This is a genomic window from Geobacillus sp. FSL W8-0026 (genome assembly GCF_037966255.1).
In the GTDB taxonomy this organism is placed as follows: domain Bacteria; phylum Bacillota; class Bacilli; order Bacillales; family Anoxybacillaceae; genus Geobacillus; species Geobacillus icigianus.
Window position 1 is genome coordinate 1,858,891 of sequence record NZ_CP150194.1, and the last position, 25,735, is coordinate 1,884,625.

Consider the following 25,735-nt stretch of genomic DNA (forward strand, 5'->3'; position numbering starts at 1 on the left):
TGGAGAGCAAAAATGGATCATGGAACTTTTTGTGTGTAACGATTCTTTTACTAATGTTATATGTATAAAAAAAGAGGAGTGATCTCCTCTTTTTTGTGGGACAAAAGAAACCATCTGTTTACATCATCGTTGGAAAGACAGCTGGGCATTGCGGCGGGAAGACATCCACAGGACATTCTTCTTCGCAGATGATTTCCGGGCGAGGCTGGCAGAATCTTGCGGCGACTTCTAAAATGACTTCAAAGGTCACTACAATGCTTTGGCAAATTCTTACTGAAATAGTGGCTGTGATGGTATCTCCATTTTGGGTAAAGGCACCGACACGGCAAATATTAAATGTATTTTGCGTAGCATTGCAACACACCGTTGTGCCTTCTGGAGCACAAAGAATTACTTCTTCGCTGGTCGTGATCAATGCCGGGTTGCTTAACACCGTGACTTGAGTGCCAACTGCATTGGTTCCCACCACTTCTAAAACAACTTGAATGGTTTTGCTTAATGTAACCACCTGCAATGTGACCGGTTGATCCCCCACCACGCACTCAATATCGCGTCGTGGAGCATCTTCTGTACATTCTAAGAGGGTTAAGGAACAGTTCACCTGAGAGACAGTAATACCAGTCAGCGAACCAGCTGGGAAAGTAAAGGTAATATCTTGAGTGAGTTGCACGACGTGTGTCGTCCAGTCGTATACCTTACAAACTTGGATACATTCGCGATCAAATTGTTGAGCAAATTGCTCTAAATTAATGGGCATACACAATAACCTTCCTTTCATTCATTTTTTCAGGCTACTCTATAGTATGTTTCTAAATAAATATCGTTATGGTATTATAGCCCATTTATTGAATTGTAACCCAAAAATGAAATGTGTCATCATTAGAGCTGTTTTGCATATAATTGATTAAGGAACAGGCGTTTTTCCCAAAAAATAGAAGGGGAAAGGGGTGAAGGGATGGGCAGAGAGGATAAAACCGTTCAATTAGAACAAAAAATCATCCACCTAAAATCTGAACTCAGAAAATACAAAGCCCTGCTCGCTTCACTAGGATCGAATCAACAACTCGACCGCCTGAACGAACAAATCAACCAACTCATAATGGAAAATAACCAGCTGAACGAGAAATGCCAGTATTATCAGGATGCACTATCCATGCAAAACGCCGAGATCGAACGACTCTCAACCGCGTTAGAAAGACTGGAGCAAGAAAACCGCTCATTGCGCGATGAAGTGGGACAATTAAGAGAAGAGAAGGCGCACTTGCACAACCAGGCTCAAGCTTATGAACAAAAAATGGAATCTTTAATGGCAGAGGCAGAAGTGTTGAGACAAAAACAAGCCGAATGGGAAAAGGAAAAAACCAGCATGGAGGAACAACAGCGGTCGCTTGAACATGAACTCTCTGCCCAACGCTCATGGGTAGAGGAATGTCTTTCGTTCCAATCCACCTTACAATCATTTACATCTTGCATAGAAAGGATCGAGACGATGGAAACAGATTACGGTTTTTTGAAAGAACACAACGATAAAATTGGGCGAGACGTTGAAGAACTAAAAAAAGCCTGGTTCACGCAAAAACGGGAAACAGATGAACTAAAAGAGGAAGTGCGCACATTAATCAAGAAACTGCAAAGCATCGAGGAAAAGTTGTCTGAACTGGCGCGAGAGAAGCAAAAAGACCTTCTGGTGTTACAAAAACATATTTTAAATCAAGAAGTTGAACTGGAATCCATTCTAGAAAAGACCTCCCGCTTCTCAAAGGAAATCGACCACCTATCCAAACAAATTTCCGATCTTACAGAACAATGGAGCCTGAATATCAAAGAGTCTTCGGACAAAGAAATGGATGAATTAAAGGCTTTGTTATCGCAAGCGGTGCACTTGCTTATGTCTCAACATGAAGCACCCTGTGATGAGAAACCAATGAAAACGTCTGACTCTCAGAAACAGACAGACGTTAGAAAGAATGCAGACAATTCTATGTCAACAGCCAACAGTTTTTTAAAATTGCAGCAATTCATTGATGAAACGAAACAACAAATCGTTGTCTCACCTACAAAAAAGAAAGAGCATCATTTACTCCATCCGCCAACAGCCCATCTATCCCCTCAGAAATCGAGTCAGATCAAACGGGTGCGCATTGAATCCCATCCTTCTCATCACCATCGCCAGCCCTCTCGGCAGAAACCGTCGGAAGAGGATGATGACAAGCCTTCCAATCCAGCCATCTTAGCAGCATCATCCATCGATACACTTCATGAGTATTTGGCCCGTTACTTTTTCATCGATGATCAGAATGGGACCGAGTCTGTCCGGGAACTTAACGATGTAATGATCCAAGAGAAGGCTTCATCGGAATGGGAAGAAGGGCGGCCGGATGACTGGAAACCCGCCAGCGTCAGACTCCGAATCAATAATGAAGAAAACGAAAACCAAGCAGAAAAAAACATTGCAACTATCCAGACACAACCGGAAGCGAGACAGGCACACCATCAAGAAGTCGAATCACAGGAAGGATTCAAAAACAACCAAAGTGAGTCCAACCTATGGCCAAATCAATCGGCCGATCTTATTGCTCAACCGGAACCTAATCCCAATAGCGTGCATGCATCCGCTTTTTCAGCACAAGAGTCAGTTGAGCTCGCCCATCCAAGCGCCGATTCTCTTCTCCCAAGTGATCCTCTCCCTAACATCGAAGCGGCTCGACAGGAGAGTATCACTGACGAGAACGAACAGCTAAATGAAGAAGACAACAAAAGTAACAAATGGCGCTTTTTATCCTTGCTCAAAAAGGCTAAAATATTGCAATAGTTAAGATGAGAGGCTGGGACACTCCCCGCCTCTTCAACTTTGCCGCAAAACATCAATCTTCTTTTTGTAAAAACCCCATGCCGGCGAGCGGTGATTTTCGTCCCCGGGTGGAGGGCAGATCGCGCTGCCCATGGAACTTTTCGATGATCCGGCGGCGGAATTCATGTTCTGTTGCCATGTCCTTCCCCCTTTTTTTCTGTACCAGATCGTTTGTTCTCGAGAAACAGCCCCTTTTTCTACAAGCGGAAAGTCTTTTGGTGCCCAACGGGGTCGGTTTAGGAGGTTAGAATGTTCACAGTTTCCTCTGCCAGCCATGCAAAGGAAACACTATGCAGGACAGAATGCCTGAATACCTAGCCGTGAAAGAACCCAACGAGCATGTACCCGGCCACTCCCCAGATTATGAGCGTGGAAATCCGGTTCATCCACCGCAGCCCTCCCCCGCTGCCATCAAGGCGGCCAAACAGCCCCTCAAAGCTAACCCGTGATATGAAAAATGCACGCTGCGGCAAAATGGGCCCAAACGCAAAAATGAACGCATGAAGAAAGGCCTTCATTACGTTTCGTTGCTCCTTTCCCCTTGCAGCCAGCGATAGATCGAAGTGGCATCTTCTTCATCCACATCCACGACACGGGAGTAAGTGCCGACCGGCATGACGGAAGCCGAGATCGTCGCCAACTGTTTTTTTCGTTGCCACCATGTCGTTTCGATTTCCAACGATTGGACGTGGCGCTTGAACAAATGCACGGTCGTTCGCCGAAACCAGCCGCTGCGGAGAGACAGCTGCTTCGAGGAAAGCGCCCAGCCGGCGGCTCGGTAGCGCCGCGCCCCGATCCACGCGGCGAGCGGCAGCACAAGCAACAGGACCGCTCCCCACGGACGCTCCATATACGCGACCACTCCAACCGGAATCGTCAACCAATAAAGCGGGCGAAGCATGTACCGGCTTTTTGCCCGCCGAGGGAGCGGCGAAAGTGGCACATCGAGGCGATACTCGGGCAAACAAGCTTGAACAATCGGTACGACGCGATGCTTTTTGACCAGCGGACAGAGAACGACTTCCCCTGCTGGTCCGCCATCAAGCGCCCCGCCGGCATGAATGATGGATACAGAGGCGTATCCGAAAAAACGTCGCAGCCAACTCTCATGAATGACGACACCTTGGACGCGGTCAACAGGGACGGACACTGCTTTTCGTTCCAACCATCCGCGGGCAATCACAATGGTATCTTCTTGTTTCCGCACGACAAACGAAGCGTACCGAATCATATTTTGCACGATGGCTACCCCATAGGCGGCCAAGAGAATCGACAAGATCAATAAAGCAATATACCACCGTCCGTGTCCGTTCCATGTCGACTGAATATCACGGACAAGCGCCTCATAAGGAATAAAGTCGCTAAACTGCGACAAAAACGCACATAAAGCGGCGACCACGCCGAGCGCCCCACCGCTTGTCAATGAGGCGATCCAAATTTCTTTCATCGTTAACGTAAACAACGGGGACGGCGGGCGATGGGCGGCTGTTTCCGGCTCATTGACGTGTCCATTCCTGTTTTTCGCTCGTTCCACGCATTGTTGCAGAGCGCGAGCTTCTTTTCGGGCGATGGCGCGAAGAATGACCTCTGCTTCTCCCGGAACATTCCCCGGCGTTTCTACGTGTACTTGAACCACTCCAGCGATGCGCTGCCAGATTCCTTCCGTTATGGAAATTCCGTGAATGCGCTCCAACGGAATGGAACGTTTTTTGCGGACAAACACGCCTTCTTCAACGACCAAGCAACGGTCATCCCACTCATATGTAAAACGAACCCAAGAAAGAACGCCCATGACAAGCGTATAGATGAGGGCAGCCAACGGCACAAGAATATCGTTCCATGAAAACCCATGGCGACTGCCGGCGGCCACAATGACAAGAAGAGGGGCGATCATATTTTTCAATTCTTTTCCCACCCCAGCCATAATGGCAATCGGATGGAGGCGGTGTTTTGCTTTACGCGTCATTGTCATCCGCCACCTTCGCCCACTCGGCGATCAAACGGCAAAGCTGTTCGGCTTCGTCCGCCGGCAGCGCGGGAATCTCATGAGCAGCCGCGGCCGTAAACACAGCGATGGAAGCCAATCCATACCGCTTCAGGAGCGGGCCTTGTCGCACATCGACATACTGAACGCGAGTCATCGGAATAAGCGTTCGCTTCGTCGACCAGACCCCGCGCTGGATGTCGATTTCTTCTTCGCGAATGGCGTAACGCCACCGGCGCTGGCGAAGCACAGGCACCCATCCCACCCCTAAGACCACTTCGATCAACCAGATGCCGGCTAACATCCCCAAACACCATTTCGGGGCATGAAAGCGCGCCAGTATCCAAGCCATTCCAACAATGACGGCGCCGGAAACCAATGCCCCCAACGCTCCGGTCCACCGCCACACGGTGATGGCTTTTTCCGAAATCGGTTTACCGCTGTTGCCAAGCATCTTACCAATCTCCTTTTCGCAAGTTCAAAGCCTGTTTCCAGTATAACAAAACATTTCCACATTGACGACGTGTTTTTTTCGCGAACCATTGACAGAAAAACAAAACTATTATATTCTAAAACTATCTTTTTTACTTAACTACATAAAAGCAAAAAAGCAGCAAAGTAAAAAAGCGCATCATAGAATGAGCTTTGTGTCAGAAAGGTTGTGTCTGTATGAACCATTCCCGCCCCTCATTGCAAAAAGGGCTGTTGCCCCGCCATGTGCAGCTAATGGCGCTCGGCGGCATGATCGGCACGGGCATTTTCAAAGGGAGCTCTGATACGATTCACATGGCCGGACCGAGCGTTGTTCTTACGTATCTTCTCGGCGGCGCGCTGTTGTTTCTCATTATGGCCGCCTTAGCGGAGATGGCCATCGCCTATCCGGGCGAAAACGTTCAACATTTGATCCGCCGGGCATTCGGCTTTCGCTGGTCGTTTCTCGTCGGGTGGCTGTATTGGGCGAACTGGACGTTGGTCACGGTCGTCGAGCTGCTGGCGGCAGGCAGTTTTTTGCGCTATTGGATGCCGGCGGTGCCGCTTTGGCTGCTCGCTCTTAGCTGCGCGCTGTTTATCATCGCGCTGAACTTGTTTCCGGTTCGCTACTATGGGGAAGCAGAATTTTGGCTCGCCGGGTTGAAAGTGGCGGCGCTAGCTGTGTTCATCTTGCTTGGGGCCGGCATGTGGTTCGGCGTGATTGAAGGAGCGGACGGAAACCCATGGAGCCGTTATGCGACGTACGACGACTGGTTTCCGCATGGGATCGTCGGCATGATCAGCGCCTTGCTTGTCGTCATGTTTTCATACGGCGGAGCCGAGCTGATCGGCGTAGCGGTGACGGAGATGAAAGACGCCGACCGGGTGCTGCCGCGGGTGATCCAAACGACGATATGGCGGGTCATCGGCTTTTATGTGCTGCCGATCGCCATCATTTGCGGCATCATGCCATGGAACGCCGTATCAGCGGAAAACAGCCCGTTCGTCCAAGTGCTCGAGGCCACCGGCATTCCAGGCGCCGCCCATGTGATGAACGCTGTTTTGCTTGTGGCCGTCTTATCGGCGGCCAATACGGGGGTGTACGCGACGTCTCGCTTGCTCTTTTCGATGGCTGAGCAAGGAGAAGCGAGCCGCCGCTTGTTGCGGACGACGCGACACGGGGTTCCGCTTTACGGGATGGGAATGGTCGCCGTCTGCATCGCTCTAGGGGTCGTTGGCGCGTACTTGGCGCCGGGGCGGATCATCGGCGAGTTGATGGCGATTCCTGGGTTTACGGTGCTGATCGTCTGGATGATGATCGGCGCGGCCCAACTGAAACTGCGGCCGCATTACGACACGAATCCGTTTTTTTGCGTCAAAGCATTTCCGTACACGACAATCATCGCCGTCGTGTCGCTCGGCGCGATTTGGGTGAGCTTTTTATTTCAGCGCGATCATCGAATCGGATCGGTTCTTTGCCTTGTGATCTTGGCGGTTCTGTCGATATATGGGGCGAGCAAAGAAAAGCAAAGCCGGCGGTCGGAACAAAACACCAATGAACAATCGTCCTGAATACGAGTGCGGGAAAACAGGTGCTTGTGCCGTTATGGCCGGCGCCTGTTCTCTTATCGTTCCCCGCTGGTCTCCCGCCATTTCTCCCATGCCAACCAACGACCGCCATGCCAAACGCCAAAATCAGCGCCTGCTCATCCACTCGCCGCTCGGCCCATAAACGATACAAACTGACCGCGGCCCCGTATACGAACCAACCGAGGCAAAACAACCGTGCCCCCAGCCAAAACCATTTCATCGTTTTTCTCTCCCTATTCATATTCTCCTCCTCCGAAAGAGGAGGATTTTCTCGCTCACACTTTCTGCCATCGAAAAGACGCTTGATGTCATTCTACCTTGATGCCCATAAAAAACAACAGGGATGCCCCTAAGGCCCTCCCTGCCGTGCAATGGACAATGTTGGTGCACCGAATCATGGAAAAGGGGCGTCTCGCCGCTTCGGAACCCCTTGCTTGTGCGGATGACGCCAAGGTCGATTCCTTATTTCGCCGGCGACAGTTCATCTTCGGTCACCCATTTATGGTTGGTCACTTGTTCGCCGGTCTTTGTATCGATGTAATCGACCATATACACCGTCGTTTGTTGGACGGAGTCGATGACGGCTTTCGCGCCTTTCATCCCCTCCATATGGTCGGCACTCAAGACGACTTCGTCTCCCGGCTGGAACTTGTTGTCACCGGCATTTTCGATTTCTTCGTGAATGACCCATTTATGATTCTTGATCGGAGGACCACCTGTTGTTGGCGTATACGTCACGGTATAGACAGTCGTGTTAAACGCCCCGGAAACAGTCGCTTCCGCCCCGTTCATCCCTGGCATATGGTCGGAGTGAATGATGACTTTGCTTCCAACCGGATAGGCTGGCTGTTTCGCTTCCTTCAATCCAGCCGGCACCTCTCCTGAACCCGAGTGGTTCATTCCCTCATGACCGGTGTGAGAAGCCGTATTTTCTTTTGACATTTGGTTGTCGTCTGCACCGGTGCAGGCGGATAACAAGAGCGCTGCCATAACCGAAGTGGTCCCTAGCAACATTTTTAATTTTTTCATCGTTTTCACCCTCCTTGCCTTGTTAGCATACCCGACATTTGTGCAGATTTTATGGAGATGGTCTTGATTGGGCAAAAAGCGGCGGCCGTGCACGGTCCAAAAACCGGGCCAAAACCCGAAAAACGGTCAATTTGGCGGCAGTCAAAAAGGCGCTTGGGACGACCTCGAGCACACTGATCGTCACATTACAGGCTAGACTCAAGAAGTACGCCGCTTCGCCGTATGCTTGAAGAAACTCAATCATCCGTTCTTCCATTTGCCCCAAACGCCTCTCTTTTCGAAAATGGTTATGACTTGTGCCCGTTCCATTTGTAGCCAACGCCCCACACCGTCTGCAAATAGTCGTCCGCGGGGAACCCCGCTTTACGCAATTTTTCCCGAATGTTTTTCATGTGGGAGTCAACGGTTCTTTCTTCTGTGTCAGCGAGATAACCCCATAGCGATGCAATGATTTGCCCGCGGCTGAACACTTGATTCGGGTGTGTTAACAACAGCCCTAAAATGGCAAACTCTTTCGGTGTCAGCGCAATCGGTGTTTCTCCGTAGCGAACCGTATGTTCTTGTTCATCCCACACAAGCCCGGCCGCGCGAATGGCGGAATAGTTGCCGGCTGTACGGCGCAGCACCGCTTCAATGCGTGCAAGCAACTCCGCTTCATGAAATGGTTTCGTCACATAATCGTCCGCTCCGATTTTCAATCCTTGGACAATATCGGTCGGCTCGTCGCGGGCGGTGACCATCATGATCGGAACATCGGAAAATGAGCGGATGCGGCGACACGTTTCCCATCCGTCGAGTTCTGGCATCATCACATCGAGCAGCACCAAATCGGCGTGATGATGCCGCAAATAGTCAATAGCTTCCGCGCCCGAACGCCGCTTCACGCAGCGGTAGCCGTTCGGCGCTAAATACAATTCCAATAAATCCAGCATCCGCTCTTCATCATCGACCAACAACAACGTATACATCGTCATCCCTCCGGCAGCGTCATGAGGATGGTCGTTCCTTTTCCTTGTTCACTTCGAGCGGCGATCGTTCCCCCGTGCGCCTCGACGATTTCTTTGGCAATGGCCAAACCGAGTCCGGTCCCGCCGCTTGTCCGCGATCGCGATTTATCAACCCGATAAAACCGCTCGAAAATCCGGGGCACGTCTTCCGGCGGGATGCCGACCCCTTGATCGGAAACGGCCACGACGACCTCGCGTTTTTGCGGATAGACGGCAATCTCCACCGTTGTGCCAGGAAACGCGTATTTCCGCGCGTTGTCGAGCACGTTGATCATCACTTGCTCAAACCGCTCCTGGTCGATCTCCGCTGTGACCGAACCGGGGCACTGACACACAAGCGACAGCGATTTTTCCTGAAACGCCGGGCGCAGCTTTTCGCATAGTTTGGCAAAAAATAAACAAAGATCGGTCGGTTGCGTTTCGATCTGGAACGAGTGCCGCTCGAGTTTAGCTAGTTCAAACAAGTCTTTCACCATTTTTTCGATCTTTTCCGCCTCTTCATAAATGATCGTCGCGTATTTGATTCGCTCGTCCTCGGCAAGGTGCGGCCGTCTAGCGATGTCCGCGTACCCTTTCACATACGTCAGCGGCGTGCGCAATTCATGGGAGATGCTCGCTAAAAATTCGCTCCGTTCTTGTTTCAAATACGCTAAATCGTTCGCCAGCGTTTGAATGGCTTTGCCTAACTGCGCCAGCTCATCGTCTCCTTTCACTTCGACGCGCACGGAAAAATCGCCTCGGCTGAGCGCTTCGGTCGCCCGCTTCATGCGAAGAAGCGGCATCGTGATGGCGCGGGAGAAAAAGGCGATCGTCATCATCGTAATCGCCACGGACAGCACACCGACGACAACAAAATGATGCTTCAGTTTATATACCATCGTCCGAATCGAGCGAGTGTCTTGAAACATATACACATATCCTCTTGTTTCGCCCTTGATTTGAATCGGGCTGACAGCGGCGATATGAGACGCCCGCTTCCAATCGGTTTCGACCATCATGCCTTCGCGGGGAATGGAGCGCCCGTAAGTCAACGGAATCAGTTGCCTCGCAAACGGGACGATGCCGCTAGACGCAGATACAATGTGGCGTCTAGCATCGGTAATGACGACATCGGTTTCAGCTTCGGACTCCATCATAACAACATGCTCAACCGTTGTGCGATCGTAATTTTTTTCCAGCACATTGCGATGGCTGTTTCCCCGCGCCAGAAGCTGCGCGAATTCTTCCTCGATGCGCGCGTGAACAAGCGTCGCATAGAGGGAAATGAACAGCACCAGTTCCACGGCCAAAACAAAGGCAAAAAACAGCAGGCCAAGTTTCCAAGAAAGCTTTCGCACGTGATTCTCTCCTTATCGATCAAAACGGCATGGTCGTTTCACCTTTTCTATTTTACCTTGAACATGTGCAGAAAGTATGGACAAGCTTGCCACATCGTTTCGTTAGGAACCAAGCCTAGCGGATGCGTCTTTTTCTTTCTTCCATTATACTAATAAACAGACCGCACTCAGTGGGAGACGACAGAAAGGAGTTTTTTTATGAAATCGCTCGTGTTAGCGGAAAAGCCGAGCGTCGCCCGCGACATTGCCCGCGTGCTCGGCTGCAAAGAAACGCATAAATCGTATATGGAAGGACCGCGCTACATCGTCACGTGGGCGCTTGGGCATTTGGTCGAACTCAAAATGCCAGAAGACTATGACCGGAAATACGAAACGTGGCGGCTCGAGGATTTGCCGATTATTCCGAAACAAATGGGCTTGAAAGTGATCCGGCAAACGAGCTACCAGTTTCGCGCCATTGAACATTTGGCCAAACGCCGCGATGTGAAAGATTGCATTATTGCGACCGACGCCGGCCGCGAAGGAGAGCTGGTCGCGCGCTGGATTTTGCAAAAAATCGGCTGGACGAAGCCGATTTGGCGTTTATGGATTTCGTCGCAAACCGATCAAGCCATCCGCGACGGGTTTCGCCAGTTAAAGCCCGGGGCGCAGTTTGACCGGCTGTATGAATCAGCCGTCTGCCGCGCCGAAGCCGACTGGCTGATCGGGTTGAACGTGACGCGCGCCCTAACAACGAAATACAACGACCCGCTCTCGGCCGGGCGCGTGCAAACGCCGACGCTGGCGATGATCATCGAACGCGAGCGGGAGATTCAATCGTTTGTGCCCGTTCCGTATTGGACGATTCATGCCCGCATCGGTTCGGTTACGGCGACATGGGAACGGCACGGCGGGAAGCGGCTGTTTGATCAAGACGAGGCCAACGGGCTGATGGCTCGTCTCAACGGCCAGCCGGCGCGCGTCACATCGGTCAAGCGGAAACGGAAAAGCGAACCGGCCCCGCTGCCATATGACTTGACTGAGCTGCAGCGGGAGGCGAACAAGCGGTTTGGCTTTTCGGCGAAAAAGACGCTCTCGGTGTTGCAGCGGCTGTATGAACAGCACAAGCTCGTCACGTATCCGCGCACCGATTCTCGTTATTTGCCAAGCGACATGGCATCGACGATGACAGAGCGGCTTTCGGCGATGAAATCAGGGTATGAGGACATCATTGCTCCGCTGCTTGCCAAGGGCAAGGTCAAAGCGGCCCATCGGGTGTTTCAAGATGACAAAGTGACGGACCACCACGCCATCATTCCGACCGATGAACGGCTCGACCTCGGGAAGCTGTCGGCCGATGAGCGCAAGCTGTATGACATGATCGCCCGCCGCTTTTTGGCGCTCTTTTACCCGCCGTATGAATATGAAACGACAACCGCCACTTTCGAAATCGCCGGCGAGACGTTTGTCGCCCGGGAAACAGCGGTCGTCAACGCAGGGTTTCGAACCGTTCTTGGCAAGGAAGAAACAGAAGTGAAACCGACACCATTCCATCTATCGGAAGGCCAAACGCTCGCACCGGTGCAGCTTGAGATGGAACGATCGTTCACCGAACCGCCGTCCCGTTACTCGGAGGCCGACTTGCTCGCGCAAATGGAGAAATACGGGCTCGGCACGCCGGCGACAAGAGCGGACATCATCGAGCGGCTCGTCGAAACGGAAGTCGTCGAGCGGAAAGACGGCCGCTTTTATCCGACGAAAAAAGGAAAACAACTGATCGAGCTCGTCCATGAGGAACTGAAATCGCCGGAGTTGACCGCCCGCTGGGAGCGGGAACTCGAGGCCATCGCCCGCGGAAAAGGGAATCCGAAACAGTTTTTGGCCCACATCCGCCGGCAGACGGAGCAGCTTGTCGCCGAAATCAAGCAGAGCGAGCGCGTATACAAAGCGCCGAACCTTACCCAGCTCACTTGCCCGGAATGCGGCGCGCTCTTAAAAGAGCGGAAAACGAAAGACGGGCGGATGCTCGTCTGCTCGAATTTATCATGCCGCTACCGGCGGAGGCGCGACCCGAAGCTCTCGAACCGCCGCTGCCCACAATGCCATCGGCGCATGGAAATGCACGAAGGGAAAGCCGGGCTCTATTTCCAATGCCGCCCGTGCAACGTCGTGGAAAAAGCGGAAGAAACGAAACGCACCACCACGAAAGGAACGGAACGGGCGCTGCTCAAAAAATACAGCGCAACGAACGAATCGTTTGGCACCAATCTCGGAGAATTGCTCAAGCAGGCGCTTGAAAACAAAGAATAAGCGCGAAAAACCATTTGCCTCCCTGCCGAAAGACGTGGTGGAAAAAACATCAGCGCCGAACGAACCGCCAGCCGCACCAACGCTGGCGGTTCTTATTCGAAAACGAATGGCGCGGAGCATCGCTGCTGCGGTTCGATGGATTTGCCTACTGAAGCGGATTGGCCTCCCTCTCTCACAACGCGGGCGGATGAATGAGCGATCGGCAACCGAAACTTTCTTTTTGCGGTTCCGTATATATAAGTAAAACCTACTGTAAAGGAGCGATCATGATGTTAAAGAAGTTGTTCAAAGCGTTGTTGGGCCAGCATCATCACTCGTCGCACTATAAAAAGCATTATAGCAGCAGCGATTACCACCATTACGGCCCGAAATATCATTCGCACCAGCACCCGTCCCAGTACGGTCATCACCATTACAAAAAGAAGCATCATAGCGGCAGTTTCTTCTCGAGCTTCTTCGGCAGCTGATGAAGCGATTCATGGAACGCCACCCGCTCGTCGCCCGCTGGTTTGACCGGCCGCATCGAAGCGGTGAGATCGTTCACCGCCGCTATGAAGTGATCGAAGAGCTCGGGATGGGCAGCTACGGCATCGCCTACAAAGGGCGCGATCATGACACTGGGCGCCTTGTCGTCATCAAACAGGCGCGGCGGACAAAAGGGGAAGACGGCCGCCGCCTGCTTCAGCGCGAAGCCGAAATGCTCGCGCGCTTGCGCCACCCGCAAATTCCGATGCTGCATGACCGATTTGTGGAACGCGGACAGCCCTACCTCGTGATGGAGTATATCGACGGGGAGACGGTGGAAGATCACATTTTTCACCGCGGGGTCACGTACACGGAACGAACCGCGTTTCGATTGTTGCTTGATGTGCTTGACGTTGTACGGTTCATTCACGCTTTGGGCATCGTCCATCGCGATTTGCGCATTCCGAACATCATTTGGCGGCAAGGAACCGTCTTTGTCATTGACTTTGGCTTGGCGTGCTATATCGGCGAATCAGCGGAATGGCGCGACGACGATCCGCTTGAAAAGCGGCTGCGGCGCGAACCGCATCCGCGAAGCGATTTTTATGCACTGGGGCATTTCACCTTATTCTTGTTATATTCGGCTTACGAACCGACGAGCGAGGAGGAAAAAAGCTGGGAGGAAGAGCTGGATCTGTCTCCGAAAGCTCGGGCGATCTTGCGGAAAATGTTGCAGCTGGATGCGCCGTATGATCACATCAACGAGCTGATGATGGATGTCAGGCAGCTATTGGCTGAGCGCAGCCAGGCGCAAACGGTCAAAGCAGGAAATCCAACAAGCATATGAATGGGGGATCAAGCGAAACATTGACACGTTGAATGTATCGGATCAATTGTACCGACACAATGTTCAGCAATGGAAGCAGCGGGAACAAAGCGGCCTCATCCCATTAAAGAAAAACACCATTCGAAACATTTCCGTCCATCTTTCCATCAACTCTTCCGGCAAGGAAAAACTGGATGATCGTGCAGGTAACTAGATGGTTGTTACATGCTTTTCGCATTTTTATGGTTGGAGGGGCTCCTGATATGGTCTTCACACCTTAGGGAGCCAGTAGTCCATCCATCTTCAACGTCCCAGCGATACCCACGGCCGGCCGTGTTCCCAATGAACACGAATCGGAAGACGAAACGCTTCGGAAAGCCGTTCATTGGTTAATACGTCCTCTTTTCGTCCCGCGGCGGCGATGCGCCCGTCCTGCAAAAGCAGCACATGGGTGATCGATTCGACAATTTCTTCAATATAATGGGTGACGTATAACACGTGGCACGACCGGGCGGTGATTTGCGTCATCAAGGATAAAATGTCTTCCCGCGCCAATAAGTCAAGGCCAACGGTCGGCTCGTCCAAAATAAGCAGCTTCGGGTTCGCCATCAACGCTCGAGCGATCAATGCTTTCCGCTTTTCCCCTTGGGAAAGCGTCCCGTATGGTTTTCCCCTGACCGCTTGCAAACGGAACGCTTCCATGAACGATTCCACTTTCGCCCGCTCGTGATCGGTGACAGCATCATACAAACCAATCGTCGCAAACGTGCCGCTGAGGATGACATCTTCAACCGTCTCGGTCTGCAGCGTGTCGTGAAATTGATCAAGGAGCGAGCTGCTGACAAACCCAATATGCCGTCGCAACTCCGGCAGACTCGCCTGTCCAAATCGATACCCTAATACTTCCACTTCCCCGCGCGTCGGGTATTGATAGCCTGTGACGATGTTAAGAAGCGATGTTTTCCCGGAGCCATTGAGGCCAAGAATCGCCCATTGCTCGCCTTCTTTCATTTCCCAATCGATTTCATGCAAAATCGCGCGCGTCCCCCGCATCCATGACACGTTGCGCATGCGGATGATGACGGTCATTGTCCCTCTCCCCTTTGTGGTTCATATGGACGATCTTGATCGAAAAAGTTGGGCAACATGGTCGTGTTGTCATACGACCGATGAAAAATGTGCGTTGTCGCCGGAGACAATGGCGGAATCAGCCATGTCCAGTCGCCGGTGACATGGCGCCCGGCTGCGTTTTCTTGCTGTTCAAACAACTGAAATTGGCGCGCGGCGGTATGATGATCAACGATGCTGACGCCCGCCTTTTTGTAGGAATATAAAACAGCGATGTTCCATTCGACCAACGCCTTATCTTTCCATAATGATGCGTTGGAGCTGGTGTCAAGCCCCATGCAAGAGGCCACTTTCGGAAGCATGTTGTAGCGATTGTCATCGGCAAAATTGCGGGCGCCAATTTCCGTGCCCATGTACCACCCGTTAAACGGTGCGGCCATATAGCTAATGCCGCCAATTTCTAGACACATATCTGAAATCATCGGGACGGCGTACCATTTTACCTGCAGATCGCGAAACCACGGAAACTCTGGGTGTTCGATTGGCACCTCCAGCACCAATTCTTTCGGAATCGGTGTCCAAACAGGCTGTTGGCCGCCTACTTGGATCACCAAAGGAAGCACGTCAAAGGGCGTCTTTTCCCCCTTCCACCCAAGCTGTTCACAGGCGCGAGTGAAAGTGAGGGAGGATGGGTCGCCGATCATCCCTTCTTCAGTTTCATAACCGGCATACCGAATTAGTTGATGATTCCAAATGCGCACTTCCCCATTTGGACGGAAGATCGTGATCGCAGGCCGGATTTTCCCCCCATTGGTCGCAAACTCAATATGATGGAACAGATAAGAAAACACCTCGTCAACAGTCGCTGCCTCTCTCGCATCAATGACATGGAGCGATTGCCAAAACAGGCGACCGATGCAGCGATTGCTATGCCGCCAAGCCATCTTAGCCCCGTAGCTTAACTCTTCGTACGTATGGCTATATGTGCCGGTTTGTTCCACTTCCCAGCGGATTTCGTTCAACCGCCGCTTCATTTCTTTCTCACTTTTTCCAAGCTCCCGATAGCTTGCCGTAATAAACTGTTCCGCTTTTTTCATCAATGGCCGATCATGCTGTCTCCGCTTTGGTTGTTCCGTATTCTTCTCGCTGTTTACCATGTATGCTTCTTCTTCCTCCATTTTCCATAACCGAAACTCTTCGCGGTCATTCCGATGCCGATGAGGAGACAAATGCCCCCGACCCACCACATTTGCTCAACCAACATCGAAACGGCAAAAAAAATGAGCGCGAAACCGAGCAGTCGATGGATCAACATGATTCTCTCCCCTTTTCCCCTGCGTGGAACGCCCTTCCATCGTGCGACAGCCATACTATTGCTGCAAGCTGTCGCTCCCGCGGGGCAACTGAGAATGGAGCAACGCTCTCCCCCTCTATTGTAGCAGATGCTTTCAAAAGAAAGGAACAAAAATTTTCAATGAAACAGCCCGCTTCGAACGACTTTTTCCTTTAGCGCGCGCATCCATGGACCCAATGGCCCCTTCAGCAAAAGTCCAGCCAAAAGCGCGGCGACGGCAAATAGGAGAAGCCGCTTGACATCATGCTCGACATTTTCCCATACGATCCCGCCGACTGCCTCGCGCATAAAATCGATGGCATAAGTAAACGGCAGCCAAGGGGTGAACTGTTGGAAGAACGGAGGGACGAGCTCGACCGGATACGTGCCTCCCGCCCCGGCAATTTGCAAGACGAGCAGCACGATCGCCATCGCTTTTCCAACATTTCCGAACAAGGAGACAAGCGAAAAAACTACCGCCATAAAGACAAAGCCGCACAAAAGACCAAACGCCATGAACCATCCCGGTTCACGGACGAAAATATTCGGCAAGACAAACGCCGATCCCGCTGTGACGACCATCACCTGCAAAGCATTCAACGTCCAAAATGTCAACAGCCGTCCGACATATCTTTCTCGCTCATGCGCTTCCGAAAACGAAGAAGGTTCGGTCGACAAGACGGAAACAAGCAACAAACACCCTACCCATATGGCTAGGACCGTGTAAAATGGGTTCATGCCTGAACCGTAGTTCGGCAACGGGAACAAGCGGAACGTCTGCACATCAACCGGATGGGCTAAAAACGCCCCTTTCGCCCGAGGATCTTGTTTCAACAGGCGAATCAGTTCATCGATGTTCGTTTCACTTTTTATTTTCGAGAGAAAAGCGGCCAGCTCGCGAACTTGCCGGGAAAGAAAGGGATATTGAGCGCGAGCGGTCTTCAGCGCTTGCTGGGCGGCCGCCAAATCACGGTCGGTCGTTGCCAACCATTGCTTCGCTTCATTTAACTCTTGATTCATGCGGAGGAGAGTTTGCTTCGCCTGATGCACTTGCTTCTCCGCTTGATCCCATTTCGCTCGCAACAACGGCAACAACCGTCGGCGATAGGCTTGATCAAGTTGCTGCGCCTGCGCGTCCAATGAATGGAGTTGTTGACGCAGCTCATCGATTTGTCTTTCGGCATCTGTCGGATGCTGTCTCACTAGTCGGGCAGATTCTTGAACCGATGCCAATGTCCGCTCGATACGGCTCACGGCGCGCTCGACAAGTTGCAGCGAAGAAGGCTCGACAGCCCCCTCCCACGTTCGCAATATTCGACGCAACCGCTGAACCAACGAGTCGGCGTCTGTGGCAGCCTGTTCGACAAGAGTTGCCCAGCGCGCCCGCGTTTCCGGCGTATCGGGAAGCTGCGGCGTCTGTTCGGCAAAGGAAAGAGGAAAGGAGCGGAGCGTCTCAACCGTCATTTCCACCGGCTTTTCCCATAAGGAAAAAGAAGACCGGACTTGCGTGAACATCTTCTCAATGTGGTTCATCCATTCGAAACCGCGTTGCACCGCGATTTTGGCGTCCGGCAGAAGCTCGCGGCCTGTACGAATCAATGCTCTCGCCTCCCTTACATCGCGATCCAAAGCTTCCAATTGGCGCTCAATTACCGGCAATTCATGTTCGAGACGAAAAACGAGCGCCTCAACGCGGCGAATGGCAGGAAGTTGCTGTTCTAGCGTCACTCCCGCTTGACGAAACAAGGAAAACAACGCGGTGTTCACCACTCTTGCAAATTCATCGCTGACTTGCGCTGACAACGTGCTTGCTCCGCGTTCGGTGATTTTGGGGGCGATAGCGTTTTGTTTGTCATTTTCATAATAGTAAATCACCGCCCTCTGCGGACGCTCTTCGACTACAGTTGCCAATTTAGCGGAGAAATCAGCTGGAATGATGATCGTCGCGAAGTACGCTCCACTCTCGACGCCTTCCATTCCTTGTTTCCGCGTGACAAATCGCCACCCTAACTGATGGTTCGTTTTTAAGGTGCGGATGATCTCATCGCCAGCGTGAAACCGGCGACCGGCGAGCTCCGCCCCGCGGTCTTCGTTCACTACGCCGACCGGTAAATGCGCTGTATGAGCGTAAGGGTCGATCGAAGCCTCTACATTGATCCAAGCGTAAAGCGACGGGAGAATAATCAGACCAAGAGCCAAGGTGGCAGCCACCCAGTTGGTCATGAGATGTTTCAAGTCGTTCACATAAATGCGCCATGCTTGTTTCACTTTGATCCGCTTCCTTTTCTTTTCAGTCGATCATGCTGTTGTTAGTATGAGCGGATCATGGGAAAATGAAACCTACCTAGCCCATCCTGCTGTTCATTTGCGAAAAAAAAGCCAAAGCGCCAAAAACAGAAACCCCATGGCGGCGAAGCGCGTCAGGTCAAACGGGATGCGCTGTCCGCCGAACAATCCGAAATGATCAACAAGCGAACTCATCACGAGCTGTCCGGCGATCACGGCCACCAATGAATTGGCAACGCCAAGTTTCGGAACGATGAGCACCATAACAAACACGTAAAAAGCGCCGAGAATGCCGCCCGTCAGCTGCCATTTCGGCACGGAAAACATGGCGATGAGCTCGCCTTTTCCGAAAAACAACTGCACGAAAAATAAGACGATCGTTCCGATGAAAAACGAAACGAACGCCCCTTCAAGCACCCCGACCCGTCTGCCGAGGCCGCCGTTCACCCCCGCCTGTACGGAAACGGCCATCCCGGCCGCTAAAGCCATCGTCATCCATAACCACTTCATCCACCTTTTCCTCCTTTTTCTCTATCCTCTTTGCTGGACATACGTCCGATTCAAGCCAAACACGCTCTTTCTCGCGAACAGGAAGCGAAAAAAGCGATGAAAAGGAGCCGGCCGCTTCCTCGTCTTGTCGCCCCGTTAGGAAACGTTCTGGCATCGGCTTTTCGTTTTCCATCATCGGCCATGAGGCAGAGACGAGCGCAATGAGCCTTTATCAAGCTTCGAACGTCAGCGGGCGAACGTGGATCGATAGAGAAGCGGCTCTGAAACGCAACCAATGCCCTCTGTCCGTTAGCGGCCAAAATCAACCGAACAGCACGCGAATCCAGCCGCCGATGAAGGAAACGAGAACAACCGCCCACGCCGGCCACTTCCAGACGGCAAGCAACAGAAAGGCGCCGAGGGTAAAGGCAAAATCGGCCGGCTCGTTCACCGCCTTTGTCCAAATCGGATCATACAGCGCCGCAAGCAAAATCCCGACGACAGCAGCGTTAATGCCGGCGAGCGCCGCTTGGAAGCGCGGCTGATGGCGAAGCCAGTGCCAAAATGGAAACGCGCCGAGCACAAGCAAAAATGAAGGGGGGGAAAATGCCGATGGTAGCGACAAGCGCGCCTTTCCAGCCGAACGCAACCATGCCGATGTACGCAGCCAAGGTAAACAGCGGCCCCGGAACGGCCTGCGCGGCGCTGTAGCCAGCTAAAAATTGATCGGCGGTGACCCAACCCTTGCGGCACCACTTCCGCTTCCAAAAGCGGCAGCACGACATGCCCGCCGCCAAACACGAGCGCCCCCCCGCTTGGTAAAAGCTGTCAAACAGCGCCCGAAGCGGCGAATGAACCCAAGCGTGGGCAAGCGGCAGCGCGACAAGCAGCACGGCAAACAAGGAAAGCAACAGAAAACCGGTGGAACGGCGAATGAAAGGCGTGATGCCCACGGAAGTCGGCTCGACGGTTTGGCGACGTCCAACCGCGCCGATGGCCCCGGCGATAGCGATCACCGCCGCTTGGCTCCATGCCCCCGGCATGAGAAGCACGGCGATCGCCGCTGCGGCCGCAAGCGTGGCCTCCAAGCGGTCGGCAGCGAATTTGCGCGCCATCTCCCATACCGCCTGCGCGACGACCGCGACAGCCGCCAACAGCAAGCCGTGCATCCAGTCCGCCTCTTCCCACGAAGCATGTTGCAGCCAGACGGCAACCAAACTAAGCGCAACCGCCGACGGCAATGTAAACCCTAGCCAAGCCGCCAGCGCCCCCCAGACGCCGGCGCGCATCAGCCCGATGCCGATGCCGACCTGGCTGCTGGCCGGGCCAAGGAGAAATTGGCAAAGGGCGACGAGATCGGCGTACGTTTTGTCCTCGATCCATTTTCTTCGTTTCACGTACTCTTCATAAAAATAGCCAAGATGGGCCACCGGACCGCCAAACGACGTCAAGCCAAGGCGGAGCGCCGTGATCCCGACCTCAAAGACGGAGCCTCGTCGGTCTCCTGCCCGTTGATCCTTTTCAGTCATGGATCCTGCTCCTTTCGTTCACGAGATGGTCATGCTACAATCATATCATCATTCACGAGAGGAGAGGAGAGAAGATGATGAACGTTCGAACGATGGCGACCAACGGTTTGATCGCCGCCGTGTACATCGCGGTGACGGCGCTCATTCAGCCGTTTGGCTTTACGAACATTCAGTTTCGCGTATCAGAACTATTGAATCACTTAGTCGTATTTCGCCCAACATACGCCATTGGCATCGTGCTTGGGGTCTTTTTCGCCAATTTATTTTTCTCACCGATCGGCGCGTATGATCTCGTATTCGGCGTCGGCCAGTCGGTGCTGGCGCTTCTGATCACGATCGTTTCCATGCGCTATGTCAAGAACGTTTGGGCGCGTATGGCGGTCAATACGTTGTCGTTTACCGTCACGATGGGTCTTATCGCCCTTGAATTAAAGCTCGCGCTCGGTTTTCCGTTTTGGCTCACATGGCTGACGACGTCCATAGGCGAATTTGTCGTTATGGCACTCGGCGCGCCGATCATGTACGCTGTTGGCCGCCGCTTAGCGCGGGAGCTGTTCAATTCCTCCCATCAAAACCGGTAGCCGCCCCCTTGCGCCTTAGGGGGCTCGCTTCATTCGAAAGGCGCATTCCTCGTAGGCCCGCAAGGAAAGCCTTAATCAACCGTACGGGCTTTCCATATCCATTTTGATTACGGCATCGAACGAACAGCCCATTCAATGACCAGCGACATCACAGCAAGCAAGATGACTCTCGCCGTCGTGATCTTCAGCGCCCTTCGCCATCTTGGCGGTAGACCCCGCCCCGCCCGAAGAACAGCAAGGCCGACCGCGATTCCGTCCACCCACATAAAAAAGCCGGCCGGGGTGACAAGTTGGCGCCAATCGCTGATCCAAGCGTAGATGATAAGCATCTGGCAGACAAGCAGAACGCATACGATGATTCTCACGGTTCTCCCCCCGCCCGATCGAGGCGCCGCGCTGTTGAAATGGGCAGCGCCGGACGTTTCACCGTTCTTGTCGATTCGAAGCTATGCCAGCAAATCCCGATGATGATGATGGCCAAACCAACGACCGCCCATCCGTTTGGAAGCGGAGTGGACAAGAACAGTACTTCACCGATGACGGCAAACATGACTTCCGCGGACTGCGTCGCTTCCACAGCGGCCAGTTTTCGCTCGTTCCCTTTGGCCCGATCGGTAGCGATAAAAAACAATGTCGTCGCGATGACCCCGGAACTCATGGCCACGATGAACGACTGCATCGTTTGCCCCACCGACGGCGTCCCTGATGTCAGCCAGCCCATCAACGCGACCACCAGCCAAAACGGCAGACTGGCCATCGTCATCCCCCATACGCGTTGAAACGCATCAAGGCGCCCGGCACAATGTTCGATCATCTTCCGATTGCCAAGCGGATACGCAAACGCCGCAACCAACACCGGAAAAACCCCTAGTACCATTTCGCTCCATGTCAGGTGACCGGCTTGCTGGAACTGGATCAGAACGACGCCGAACAAAATGAAAAGCGAAATGAAAAGCGCCCGTTTTTCAATCGGACGGCGTACGGACATCGTTCCGTTTGGCGTTTCGATAGTTTTCGTAAACAGCGGGCTAAGCAGAACACCAGCCACAATCGTGCACTGCCATGTCCCGGCCACAAGCCACCCCGGCCCATAGGCAGCCGCATAAGTGAGCGGCGCGTAAAACAAGCCGAATCCGACCGTCCCCCAAGTGATCCACACCCGCGGATGGCGCTTCATGTCCTGCCAAACCGGGCGAATGTTGCGGCGGAACAGAACGATAACAAATAGCAGCGGCGCCATAAAGAAAAAGCGAAGCGACGAACTCCACAGCCAGCTGCCACCGGCCAGCTCCATGGATCGATTCAAGATGAACGTGACGGCAAAAAAGAACGAAGCGATAAGACCGATGGGTATTTCCCGCATCGCTGGTCTCTCCCCTTGTTTGATCGTATTCGCTAGGTGGCGGAATGACTTTATTTTATCGTATTATTAGGAATTTTTCTATTTGTTTTGTTGATTATTTAGAACATAGTTTTGTTAGATTATTATGAAGAGGGAAACCAACCGAACATGGTTGCACCGAGCGACAATCCGATCAACATGGTATTCATTATTGATATTGACTCTCCTTCCGATCCAAAAAACGTCCAAGCCTTGATGGAACACGTTGAACGTGTCTGCCCGGTCAAAGACACCTTGAGGGGCATGCCTACAGTAGTCATAACACTGAAACGGAAAAGATCCACGGGGAGCGCGATCTGCCCTCCATCCGGGGATGAAAATCCACGCCAGTTCGGCATTTGCACAGAAAGGCTGCCTGGAAAAGTCTCGTGATGATCTTTCCAGACAGCCTCTGTATGGCTTATCCGTATGCCGTTGTGCGTTTTACGGCTCCTGCACAAAGCAGTCCCATGGAAAGTCTGGTGATCGGATTCCTCTGCTTGTCAATCTGCATCGCTGATGATTGTTGGATTGTCGGCAAGGCGGCGAGTTTCTTACCGAAATTCTTCATGAGCATTATTGGTAAACGTCGGGATGTAGCCGTCATAACGCGGCGGAATGCGGACGGTCAGCTTGTTGCCCGTTTGAGTAATTTTCCGCTCGCTCGTATACGCCGCGATGATGAAATTGTCCGTTGGGTTGAACACTTCCAGCGCCATGACGCCGCCGCTGTGCGGGGTGAAAATGATCGGCGTATGATGCTCTTGCACAAGGCGTTTGGTGTTCACCGCTGTTTCGTTCGGCAAATATTCCTCCTCCTTTTTCAGCGTTCCGTCCCGCGGCTTGGGAAGCGGGCCCCCACCTCATTCAGTGGAAAAACCCTCACTCATACAGCGCAAAAACTAGTTCGCCTTTGACGACATCCTTCCCGTGTTGATTGACGGCGGCGACCGCAAAGCGGATCGTTTTCTCATCCTTTTCTTTGACCGTCGCCGTCAATGTGACGACATCGTTTAAAAACACCATCGATTGAAAGCGAACGAAATAATCTTGGACAAACCCTTCTTCGTAGTACGGCGTAAACAGCTTTACCAAATTTCCCATCGTCCACATGCCGTGGGCGATAATCCCGGGTAGACCGGCTTTTTTCGCCTCTTCATCAATCGTATGGATCGGGTTGTAATCGCCGGAGGCGCCGGCATATTTAATCAAATCAAGCCGGGATACCGGCGGAAGCGTCACTTCGGGAAGCGATTGCCCCACTTGCCATTCGCGAATCGTCGTCATACGCTCATCGCCTTTCTTACCGCTTCATTGATGATGATGGTCGAAGTTGATGTGAAAACAAGGTTCCCTTCTGCGTCTTCGCCGTTGTTGGCGATCACTAAAAAGCCGAGCTGTCCCATGCTGCTTTGCTTTTCATAGTAATCTTTTACTTCGGCGTAGCAGTACAGCTCTTCGCCGACAAACAGCGGACGCTCGTAATGGAAGCGCTGCTCGCCGTGAATGAGCCCTTTTGCCGGCAGCTTCAATCCTTCAATGACGCCGTAGTCAAACACGCGCGGAAACGTCGGCGGGGCGATATTGCGCCCGTAGCGCGACCGTTTTCCTGTTTCTTCATCCCAATATATCGGATTCGGATCGCCGATCGCTTCGGCAAATTTTTTCACCGCGCCGCGTTCGACGACGTTTTTGATTTTCTTTGACCGTTTGCCGATCTCTCCTTGGTACATCGTCCGCCCTCCTCGCCTTCAACATTTCGGGCCGCCGGCGACATACAGCACTTGGCCGTTGACAAACGACGATCGCTCATCGGCGAAAAATGCGACCGCGTTGGCGATATCTTCCGGGCGGCCGCTGCGTCCGACCGGGATGGTGGCGACGCTTGCCTGAATGAGCTGCTCAAACGAAATGCCGAGCCGCTCAGCGGTTGCTTTCGTCATATCGGTTTCAATAAACCCTGGAGCGACGGCGTTCGTCGTGATACCAAATTTGCCAAGCTCAATCGCCAGCGTTTTTGTAAACCCTTGAATGCCGGCTTTCGCCGCCGAATAGTTCGCTTGGCCGCGGTTGCCGAGCGCTGAGGTCGATGAAATGTTGATGATGCGCCCGTATCCTTTTTCAACCATATATTTTTGCGCGGCGCGCGCGCAGTAAAACGCCCCTTTCAAATGGACGTCCATGACGGTTTGCCAGTCGTCGTCGGTCATTTTAAACAGCAAGTTGTCGCGGATGACGCCGGCGTTGTTGACGAGAATATCGAGCGAGCCGAATCGGTCGACGACCTCTTGCATCGTTGTTTCCACATGTTCGCGGTCGGTGACGCTCGCCACTTTGGCGTAAACGTCATACCCTTTTTCCCGCAGCTCGGCGGCCGTCGCTTCAAGCGCTTCGGCGTTTAAGTCGATGAACGCCACCTTGGCCCCCTCTTCCGCAAAGCGGGTGACAACCGCCTTGCCGATGCCGCGGCTCCCCCCGGTTACAAATGCCACTCTTCCCGCAAATCGTTGGCTCATTTTTTTCTCCTCCTTTTCGGTAACGCTTTCATTTTTTAGAGAAACTGCCCGAGTTTGACGTGTCCTTTGATTAAGTTGCGGGCGATAATGAGGCGTTGGATTTCATCCGTGCCGTCATAGATGCGCCATAATCTCGCCTCACGATACCAGCGCTCGATCGACAGCTCTTTCGTATAGCCCATGCCGCTGTGAATTTGTATGACGCGGTCGATGACGCGATTGCCCATGTTGGCGCCAAACAGCTTCGCCATCGAAGCCAAATGGCGGTTGTCCTCCCCTTGATCGAGCGTAAACGCCGTGTTCAACACGAGCCATTTCGCCGCTTCCTTCGCCTTGAATTGCAGCTCTTTCCTTCGCCTTGAATTGCAGCTCTTTTAATTTTTCTGGCGCAAGCCCCGGCTTTCCTTCCCGCTCGTTGCGCAGCACTTCGTTTTCGAGCGGGATCAGCTCCTTCTCGACAAATTTGCGAATCGCTTTTTGCACCATGCGCTGCTCATCGGTTAAGCGCAAATGCATCGTGAATCCCCTCCGTTTTCTGTTCGCCTTTCCGCCCTGCTCCACCCACTTAAAATACCAACCGGTTGGTATGTTACCTCTATTATATTCAAATGTTCTGAAAAGTACAATACTTTTTGCGCTTTTTGTCCAACGAGAAAACGTTCCCCGTTGGCGCAAGGGTTGTAAATCAAGAGGCTTCGCTTTT

The 25,735-nt window shown here is 52.7% G+C and carries 26 protein-coding genes and 2 pseudogenes; 6 read left to right on the top strand and 22 right to left on the bottom strand.

Annotation, left to right across the window (positions count from 1 at the left end):
* Positions 1–118: 118 nt before the first annotated feature.
* Positions 119–757: a hypothetical protein gene (locus NST29_RS09290; RefSeq protein WP_033022575.1), complete on the bottom strand. Its 639-nt coding sequence runs from the start codon at positions 755–757 to the stop codon at positions 119–121.
* Between the two features lie 198 nt (positions 758–955).
* Between NST29_RS09290 and NST29_RS09295 the strand changes: the two genes are divergently transcribed.
* Complete coding sequence (locus tag NST29_RS09295) at positions 956–2,812, top strand: hypothetical protein (protein WP_339232073.1); 1,857 nt, start codon at positions 956–958, stop codon at positions 2,810–2,812.
* A 52-nt stretch (positions 2,813–2,864) separates the two neighbouring features.
* Here the strand turns inward: NST29_RS09295 and NST29_RS09300 are convergent, their stop codons facing one another.
* The 3 genes from NST29_RS09300 to NST29_RS09310 form a co-directional block, all read right to left on the bottom strand.
* A complete protein-coding gene (locus NST29_RS09300; protein ID WP_268746100.1) occupies positions 2,865–2,990 on the bottom strand; it encodes a hypothetical protein in 126 nt (41 codons plus the stop codon).
* A 378-nt stretch (positions 2,991–3,368) separates the two neighbouring features.
* Positions 3,369–4,817 carry a PH domain-containing protein gene (locus NST29_RS09305; RefSeq protein ID WP_033022580.1) on the bottom strand — a complete coding sequence of 483 codons (1,449 nt, stop codon included), beginning with the start codon at positions 4,815–4,817 and terminating at the stop codon, positions 3,369–3,371.
* Positions 4,807–5,289: a PH domain-containing protein gene (locus tag NST29_RS09310; protein ID WP_033022582.1), complete on the bottom strand. Its 483-nt coding sequence runs from the start codon at positions 5,287–5,289 to the stop codon at positions 4,807–4,809. Before NST29_RS09310 ends, NST29_RS09305 begins: the two co-directional genes overlap by 11 nt.
* Positions 5,290–5,504: 215 nt before the next feature.
* Between NST29_RS09310 and NST29_RS09315 the strand changes: the two genes are divergently transcribed.
* Positions 5,505–6,878, top strand: a complete 1,374-nt coding sequence (locus tag NST29_RS09315) for an amino acid permease (RefSeq protein WP_061912081.1) — start codon at positions 5,505–5,507, stop codon at positions 6,876–6,878.
* 480 nt (positions 6,879–7,358) lie between these two features.
* On the opposite strand, the gene NST29_RS09320 is transcribed toward NST29_RS09315, so the two are convergent.
* Genes NST29_RS09320 through NST29_RS09335 form a run of 4 tightly spaced genes read right to left on the bottom strand, consistent with a single transcriptional unit; the run spans position 7,359 to position 10,269 of the window.
* Positions 7,359–7,925 carry a YdhK family protein gene (locus tag NST29_RS09320; RefSeq protein WP_033843878.1) on the bottom strand — a complete coding sequence of 189 codons (567 nt, stop codon included), beginning with the start codon at positions 7,923–7,925 and terminating at the stop codon, positions 7,359–7,361.
* Between the two features lie 49 nt (positions 7,926–7,974).
* The gene (locus NST29_RS09325; protein WP_172418429.1) at positions 7,975–8,181 is read right to left on the bottom strand and encodes a hypothetical protein; all 207 of its coding nucleotides are present in this window, start codon (positions 8,179–8,181) and stop codon (positions 7,975–7,977) included.
* A gap of 31 nt (positions 8,182–8,212) precedes the next feature.
* The gene (locus NST29_RS09330; protein ID WP_033844918.1) at positions 8,213–8,893 is read right to left on the bottom strand and encodes a response regulator transcription factor; all 681 of its coding nucleotides are present in this window, start codon (positions 8,891–8,893) and stop codon (positions 8,213–8,215) included.
* A 2-nt stretch (positions 8,894–8,895) separates the two neighbouring features.
* On the bottom strand, positions 8,896–10,269 hold the full coding sequence (locus NST29_RS09335) for an ATP-binding protein (RefSeq protein ID WP_033843879.1): 1,374 nt from the start codon (positions 10,267–10,269) through the stop codon (positions 8,896–8,898).
* 198 nt (positions 10,270–10,467) lie between these two features.
* Between NST29_RS09335 and NST29_RS09340 the strand changes: the two genes are divergently transcribed.
* The 3 genes from NST29_RS09340 to NST29_RS09350 all read left to right on the top strand — a co-directional run bounded on the left by NST29_RS09340 (position 10,468) and on the right by NST29_RS09350 (position 13,870).
* Entirely contained in the window at positions 10,468–12,558 is a 2,091-nt protein-coding gene (locus NST29_RS09340) for a DNA topoisomerase III (RefSeq protein WP_061912082.1), read from the top strand.
* A 269-nt stretch (positions 12,559–12,827) separates the two neighbouring features.
* Positions 12,828–13,025: a hypothetical protein gene (locus tag NST29_RS09345; RefSeq protein WP_033022588.1), complete on the top strand. Its 198-nt coding sequence runs from the start codon at positions 12,828–12,830 to the stop codon at positions 13,023–13,025.
* The gene (locus NST29_RS09350) at positions 13,025–13,870 is read left to right on the top strand and encodes a serine/threonine-protein kinase (RefSeq protein WP_061912083.1); all 846 of its coding nucleotides are present in this window, start codon (positions 13,025–13,027) and stop codon (positions 13,868–13,870) included. The genes NST29_RS09345 and NST29_RS09350 overlap by 1 nt, the downstream gene beginning before the upstream one ends.
* A gap of 282 nt (positions 13,871–14,152) precedes the next feature.
* On the opposite strand, the gene NST29_RS09355 is transcribed toward NST29_RS09350, so the two are convergent.
* From NST29_RS09355 to chrA, 7 genes are all read right to left on the bottom strand, one after another.
* Entirely contained in the window at positions 14,153–14,938 is a 786-nt protein-coding gene (locus tag NST29_RS09355; RefSeq protein ID WP_061912084.1) for an ABC transporter ATP-binding protein, read from the bottom strand.
* A complete protein-coding gene (locus NST29_RS09360) occupies positions 14,935–16,014 on the bottom strand; it encodes a nitric oxide synthase oxygenase (RefSeq protein WP_033022633.1) in 1,080 nt (359 codons plus the stop codon). The genes NST29_RS09355 and NST29_RS09360 overlap by 4 nt, the downstream gene beginning before the upstream one ends.
* A gap of 53 nt (positions 16,015–16,067) precedes the next feature.
* On the bottom strand, positions 16,068–16,232 hold the full coding sequence (locus NST29_RS09365) for a hypothetical protein (RefSeq protein ID WP_197055023.1): 165 nt from the start codon (positions 16,230–16,232) through the stop codon (positions 16,068–16,070).
* 156 nt (positions 16,233–16,388) lie between these two features.
* Positions 16,389–18,518 (bottom strand): YhgE/Pip domain-containing protein, encoded by a 2,130-nt coding sequence (locus NST29_RS09370; RefSeq protein ID WP_033022592.1) that lies wholly within the window; start codon positions 18,516–18,518, stop codon positions 16,389–16,391.
* A 93-nt stretch (positions 18,519–18,611) separates the two neighbouring features.
* On the bottom strand, positions 18,612–19,046 hold the full coding sequence (locus NST29_RS09375) for a DMT family transporter (RefSeq protein ID WP_339232074.1): 435 nt from the start codon (positions 19,044–19,046) through the stop codon (positions 18,612–18,614).
* A gap of 301 nt (positions 19,047–19,347) precedes the next feature.
* Positions 19,348–19,608, bottom strand: coding sequence for a chromate transporter (locus tag NST29_RS09380; RefSeq protein ID WP_235207638.1), 261 nt, complete (start codon positions 19,606–19,608; stop codon positions 19,348–19,350).
* Positions 19,535–20,554, bottom strand: coding sequence for a chromate efflux transporter (chrA, locus tag NST29_RS09385; protein ID WP_339232076.1), 1,020 nt, complete (start codon positions 20,552–20,554; stop codon positions 19,535–19,537). Before chrA ends, NST29_RS09380 begins: the two co-directional genes overlap by 74 nt.
* Positions 20,555–20,631: 77 nt before the next feature.
* Here chrA and NST29_RS09390 point away from each other — a divergent pair, with 77 nt between their 5' ends.
* Complete coding sequence (locus NST29_RS09390) at positions 20,632–21,135, top strand: QueT transporter family protein (RefSeq protein ID WP_033022634.1); 504 nt, start codon at positions 20,632–20,634, stop codon at positions 21,133–21,135.
* Positions 21,136–21,242: 107 nt separating this feature from the next.
* Here the strand turns inward: NST29_RS09390 and NST29_RS09395 are convergent, their stop codons facing one another.
* The 7 genes and pseudogenes from NST29_RS09395 to NST29_RS09425 form a co-directional block, all read right to left on the bottom strand.
* On the bottom strand, positions 21,243–21,500 hold the full coding sequence (locus NST29_RS09395; protein ID WP_033022595.1) for a hypothetical protein: 258 nt from the start codon (positions 21,498–21,500) through the stop codon (positions 21,243–21,245).
* Positions 21,497–22,498, bottom strand: a complete 1,002-nt coding sequence (locus NST29_RS09400) for a multidrug resistance efflux transporter family protein (RefSeq protein ID WP_033022597.1) — start codon at positions 22,496–22,498, stop codon at positions 21,497–21,499. The genes NST29_RS09395 and NST29_RS09400 overlap by 4 nt, the downstream gene beginning before the upstream one ends.
* A 550-nt stretch (positions 22,499–23,048) precedes the next feature.
* Positions 23,049–23,334 (bottom strand): annotated as a pseudogene (locus NST29_RS09405) (ethanolamine utilization protein EutJ); the annotation flags it as partial.
* Between the two features lie 64 nt (positions 23,335–23,398).
* The gene (locus tag NST29_RS09410; protein WP_033022601.1) at positions 23,399–23,803 is read right to left on the bottom strand and encodes a MaoC family dehydratase; all 405 of its coding nucleotides are present in this window, start codon (positions 23,801–23,803) and stop codon (positions 23,399–23,401) included.
* Positions 23,800–24,249 carry a MaoC family dehydratase N-terminal domain-containing protein gene (locus NST29_RS09415; protein WP_033022602.1) on the bottom strand — a complete coding sequence of 150 codons (450 nt, stop codon included), beginning with the start codon at positions 24,247–24,249 and terminating at the stop codon, positions 23,800–23,802. The genes NST29_RS09410 and NST29_RS09415 overlap by 4 nt, the downstream gene beginning before the upstream one ends.
* Positions 24,250–24,267: 18 nt before the next feature.
* Positions 24,268–25,032, bottom strand: coding sequence for a 3-oxoacyl-ACP reductase FabG (gene fabG / locus NST29_RS09420; RefSeq protein ID WP_061912094.1), 765 nt, complete (start codon positions 25,030–25,032; stop codon positions 24,268–24,270).
* 35 nt (positions 25,033–25,067) lie between these two features.
* Positions 25,068–25,548, bottom strand: a pseudogene (locus NST29_RS09425) (acyl-CoA dehydrogenase family protein).
* Positions 25,549–25,735 lie beyond the last annotated feature (187 nt).

What these genes read in the sequence shown, in the direction of transcription:
- NST29_RS09320 (WP_033843878.1), bottom strand. Translation starts at nt 7,925, where the DNA reads ATGAAAAAATTAAAAATGTTGCTAGGGACCACTTCGGTTATGGCAGCG.
- NST29_RS09310 (WP_033022582.1), bottom strand. Translation starts at nt 5,289, where the DNA reads ATGCTTGGCAACAGCGGTAAACCGATTTCGGAAAAAGCCATCACCGTG.
- NST29_RS09375 (WP_339232074.1), bottom strand. Translation starts at nt 19,046, where the DNA reads ATGAAGTGGTTATGGATGACGATGGCTTTAGCGGCCGGGATGGCCGTT.
- NST29_RS09345 (WP_033022588.1), top strand. Translation starts at nt 12,828, where the DNA reads ATGTTAAAGAAGTTGTTCAAAGCGTTGTTGGGCCAGCATCATCACTCG.
- NST29_RS09400 (WP_033022597.1), bottom strand. Translation starts at nt 22,498, where the DNA reads ATGCGGGAAATACCCATCGGTCTTATCGCTTCGTTCTTTTTTGCCGTC.
- NST29_RS09360 (WP_033022633.1), bottom strand. Translation starts at nt 16,014, where the DNA reads ATGAAAAAAGCGGAACAGTTTATTACGGCAAGCTATCGGGAGCTTGGA.
- NST29_RS09300 (WP_268746100.1), bottom strand. Translation starts at nt 2,990, where the DNA reads ATGGCAACAGAACATGAATTCCGCCGCCGGATCATCGAAAAGTTCCAT.
- NST29_RS09305 (WP_033022580.1), bottom strand. Translation starts at nt 4,817, where the DNA reads ATGACGCGTAAAGCAAAACACCGCCTCCATCCGATTGCCATTATGGCT.
- NST29_RS09340 (WP_061912082.1), top strand. Translation starts at nt 10,468, where the DNA reads ATGAAATCGCTCGTGTTAGCGGAAAAGCCGAGCGTCGCCCGCGACATT.
- NST29_RS09350 (WP_061912083.1), top strand. Translation starts at nt 13,025, where the DNA reads ATGAAGCGATTCATGGAACGCCACCCGCTCGTCGCCCGCTGGTTTGAC.
- NST29_RS09290 (WP_033022575.1), bottom strand. Translation starts at nt 757, where the DNA reads ATGCCCATTAATTTAGAGCAATTTGCTCAACAATTTGATCGCGAATGT.
- NST29_RS09315 (WP_061912081.1), top strand. Translation starts at nt 5,505, where the DNA reads ATGAACCATTCCCGCCCCTCATTGCAAAAAGGGCTGTTGCCCCGCCAT.
- NST29_RS09330 (WP_033844918.1), bottom strand. Translation starts at nt 8,893, where the DNA reads ATGTATACGTTGTTGTTGGTCGATGATGAAGAGCGGATGCTGGATTTA.
- NST29_RS09325 (WP_172418429.1), bottom strand. Translation starts at nt 8,181, where the DNA reads ATGGAAGAACGGATGATTGAGTTTCTTCAAGCATACGGCGAAGCGGCG.
- NST29_RS09365 (WP_197055023.1), bottom strand. Translation starts at nt 16,232, where the DNA reads ATGTTGATCCATCGACTGCTCGGTTTCGCGCTCATTTTTTTTGCCGTT.
- fabG (WP_061912094.1), bottom strand. Translation starts at nt 25,032, where the DNA reads ATGAGCCAACGATTTGCGGGAAGAGTGGCATTTGTAACCGGGGGGAGC.
- chrA (WP_339232076.1), bottom strand. Translation starts at nt 20,554, where the DNA reads ATGACTGAAAAGGATCAACGGGCAGGAGACCGACGAGGCTCCGTCTTT.
- NST29_RS09295 (WP_339232073.1), top strand. Translation starts at nt 956, where the DNA reads ATGGGCAGAGAGGATAAAACCGTTCAATTAGAACAAAAAATCATCCAC.
- NST29_RS09415 (WP_033022602.1), bottom strand. Translation starts at nt 24,249, where the DNA reads ATGTACCAAGGAGAGATCGGCAAACGGTCAAAGAAAATCAAAAACGTC.
- NST29_RS09355 (WP_061912084.1), bottom strand. Translation starts at nt 14,938, where the DNA reads ATGACCGTCATCATCCGCATGCGCAACGTGTCATGGATGCGGGGGACG.
- NST29_RS09390 (WP_033022634.1), top strand. Translation starts at nt 20,632, where the DNA reads ATGAACGTTCGAACGATGGCGACCAACGGTTTGATCGCCGCCGTGTAC.
- NST29_RS09410 (WP_033022601.1), bottom strand. Translation starts at nt 23,803, where the DNA reads ATGACGACGATTCGCGAATGGCAAGTGGGGCAATCGCTTCCCGAAGTG.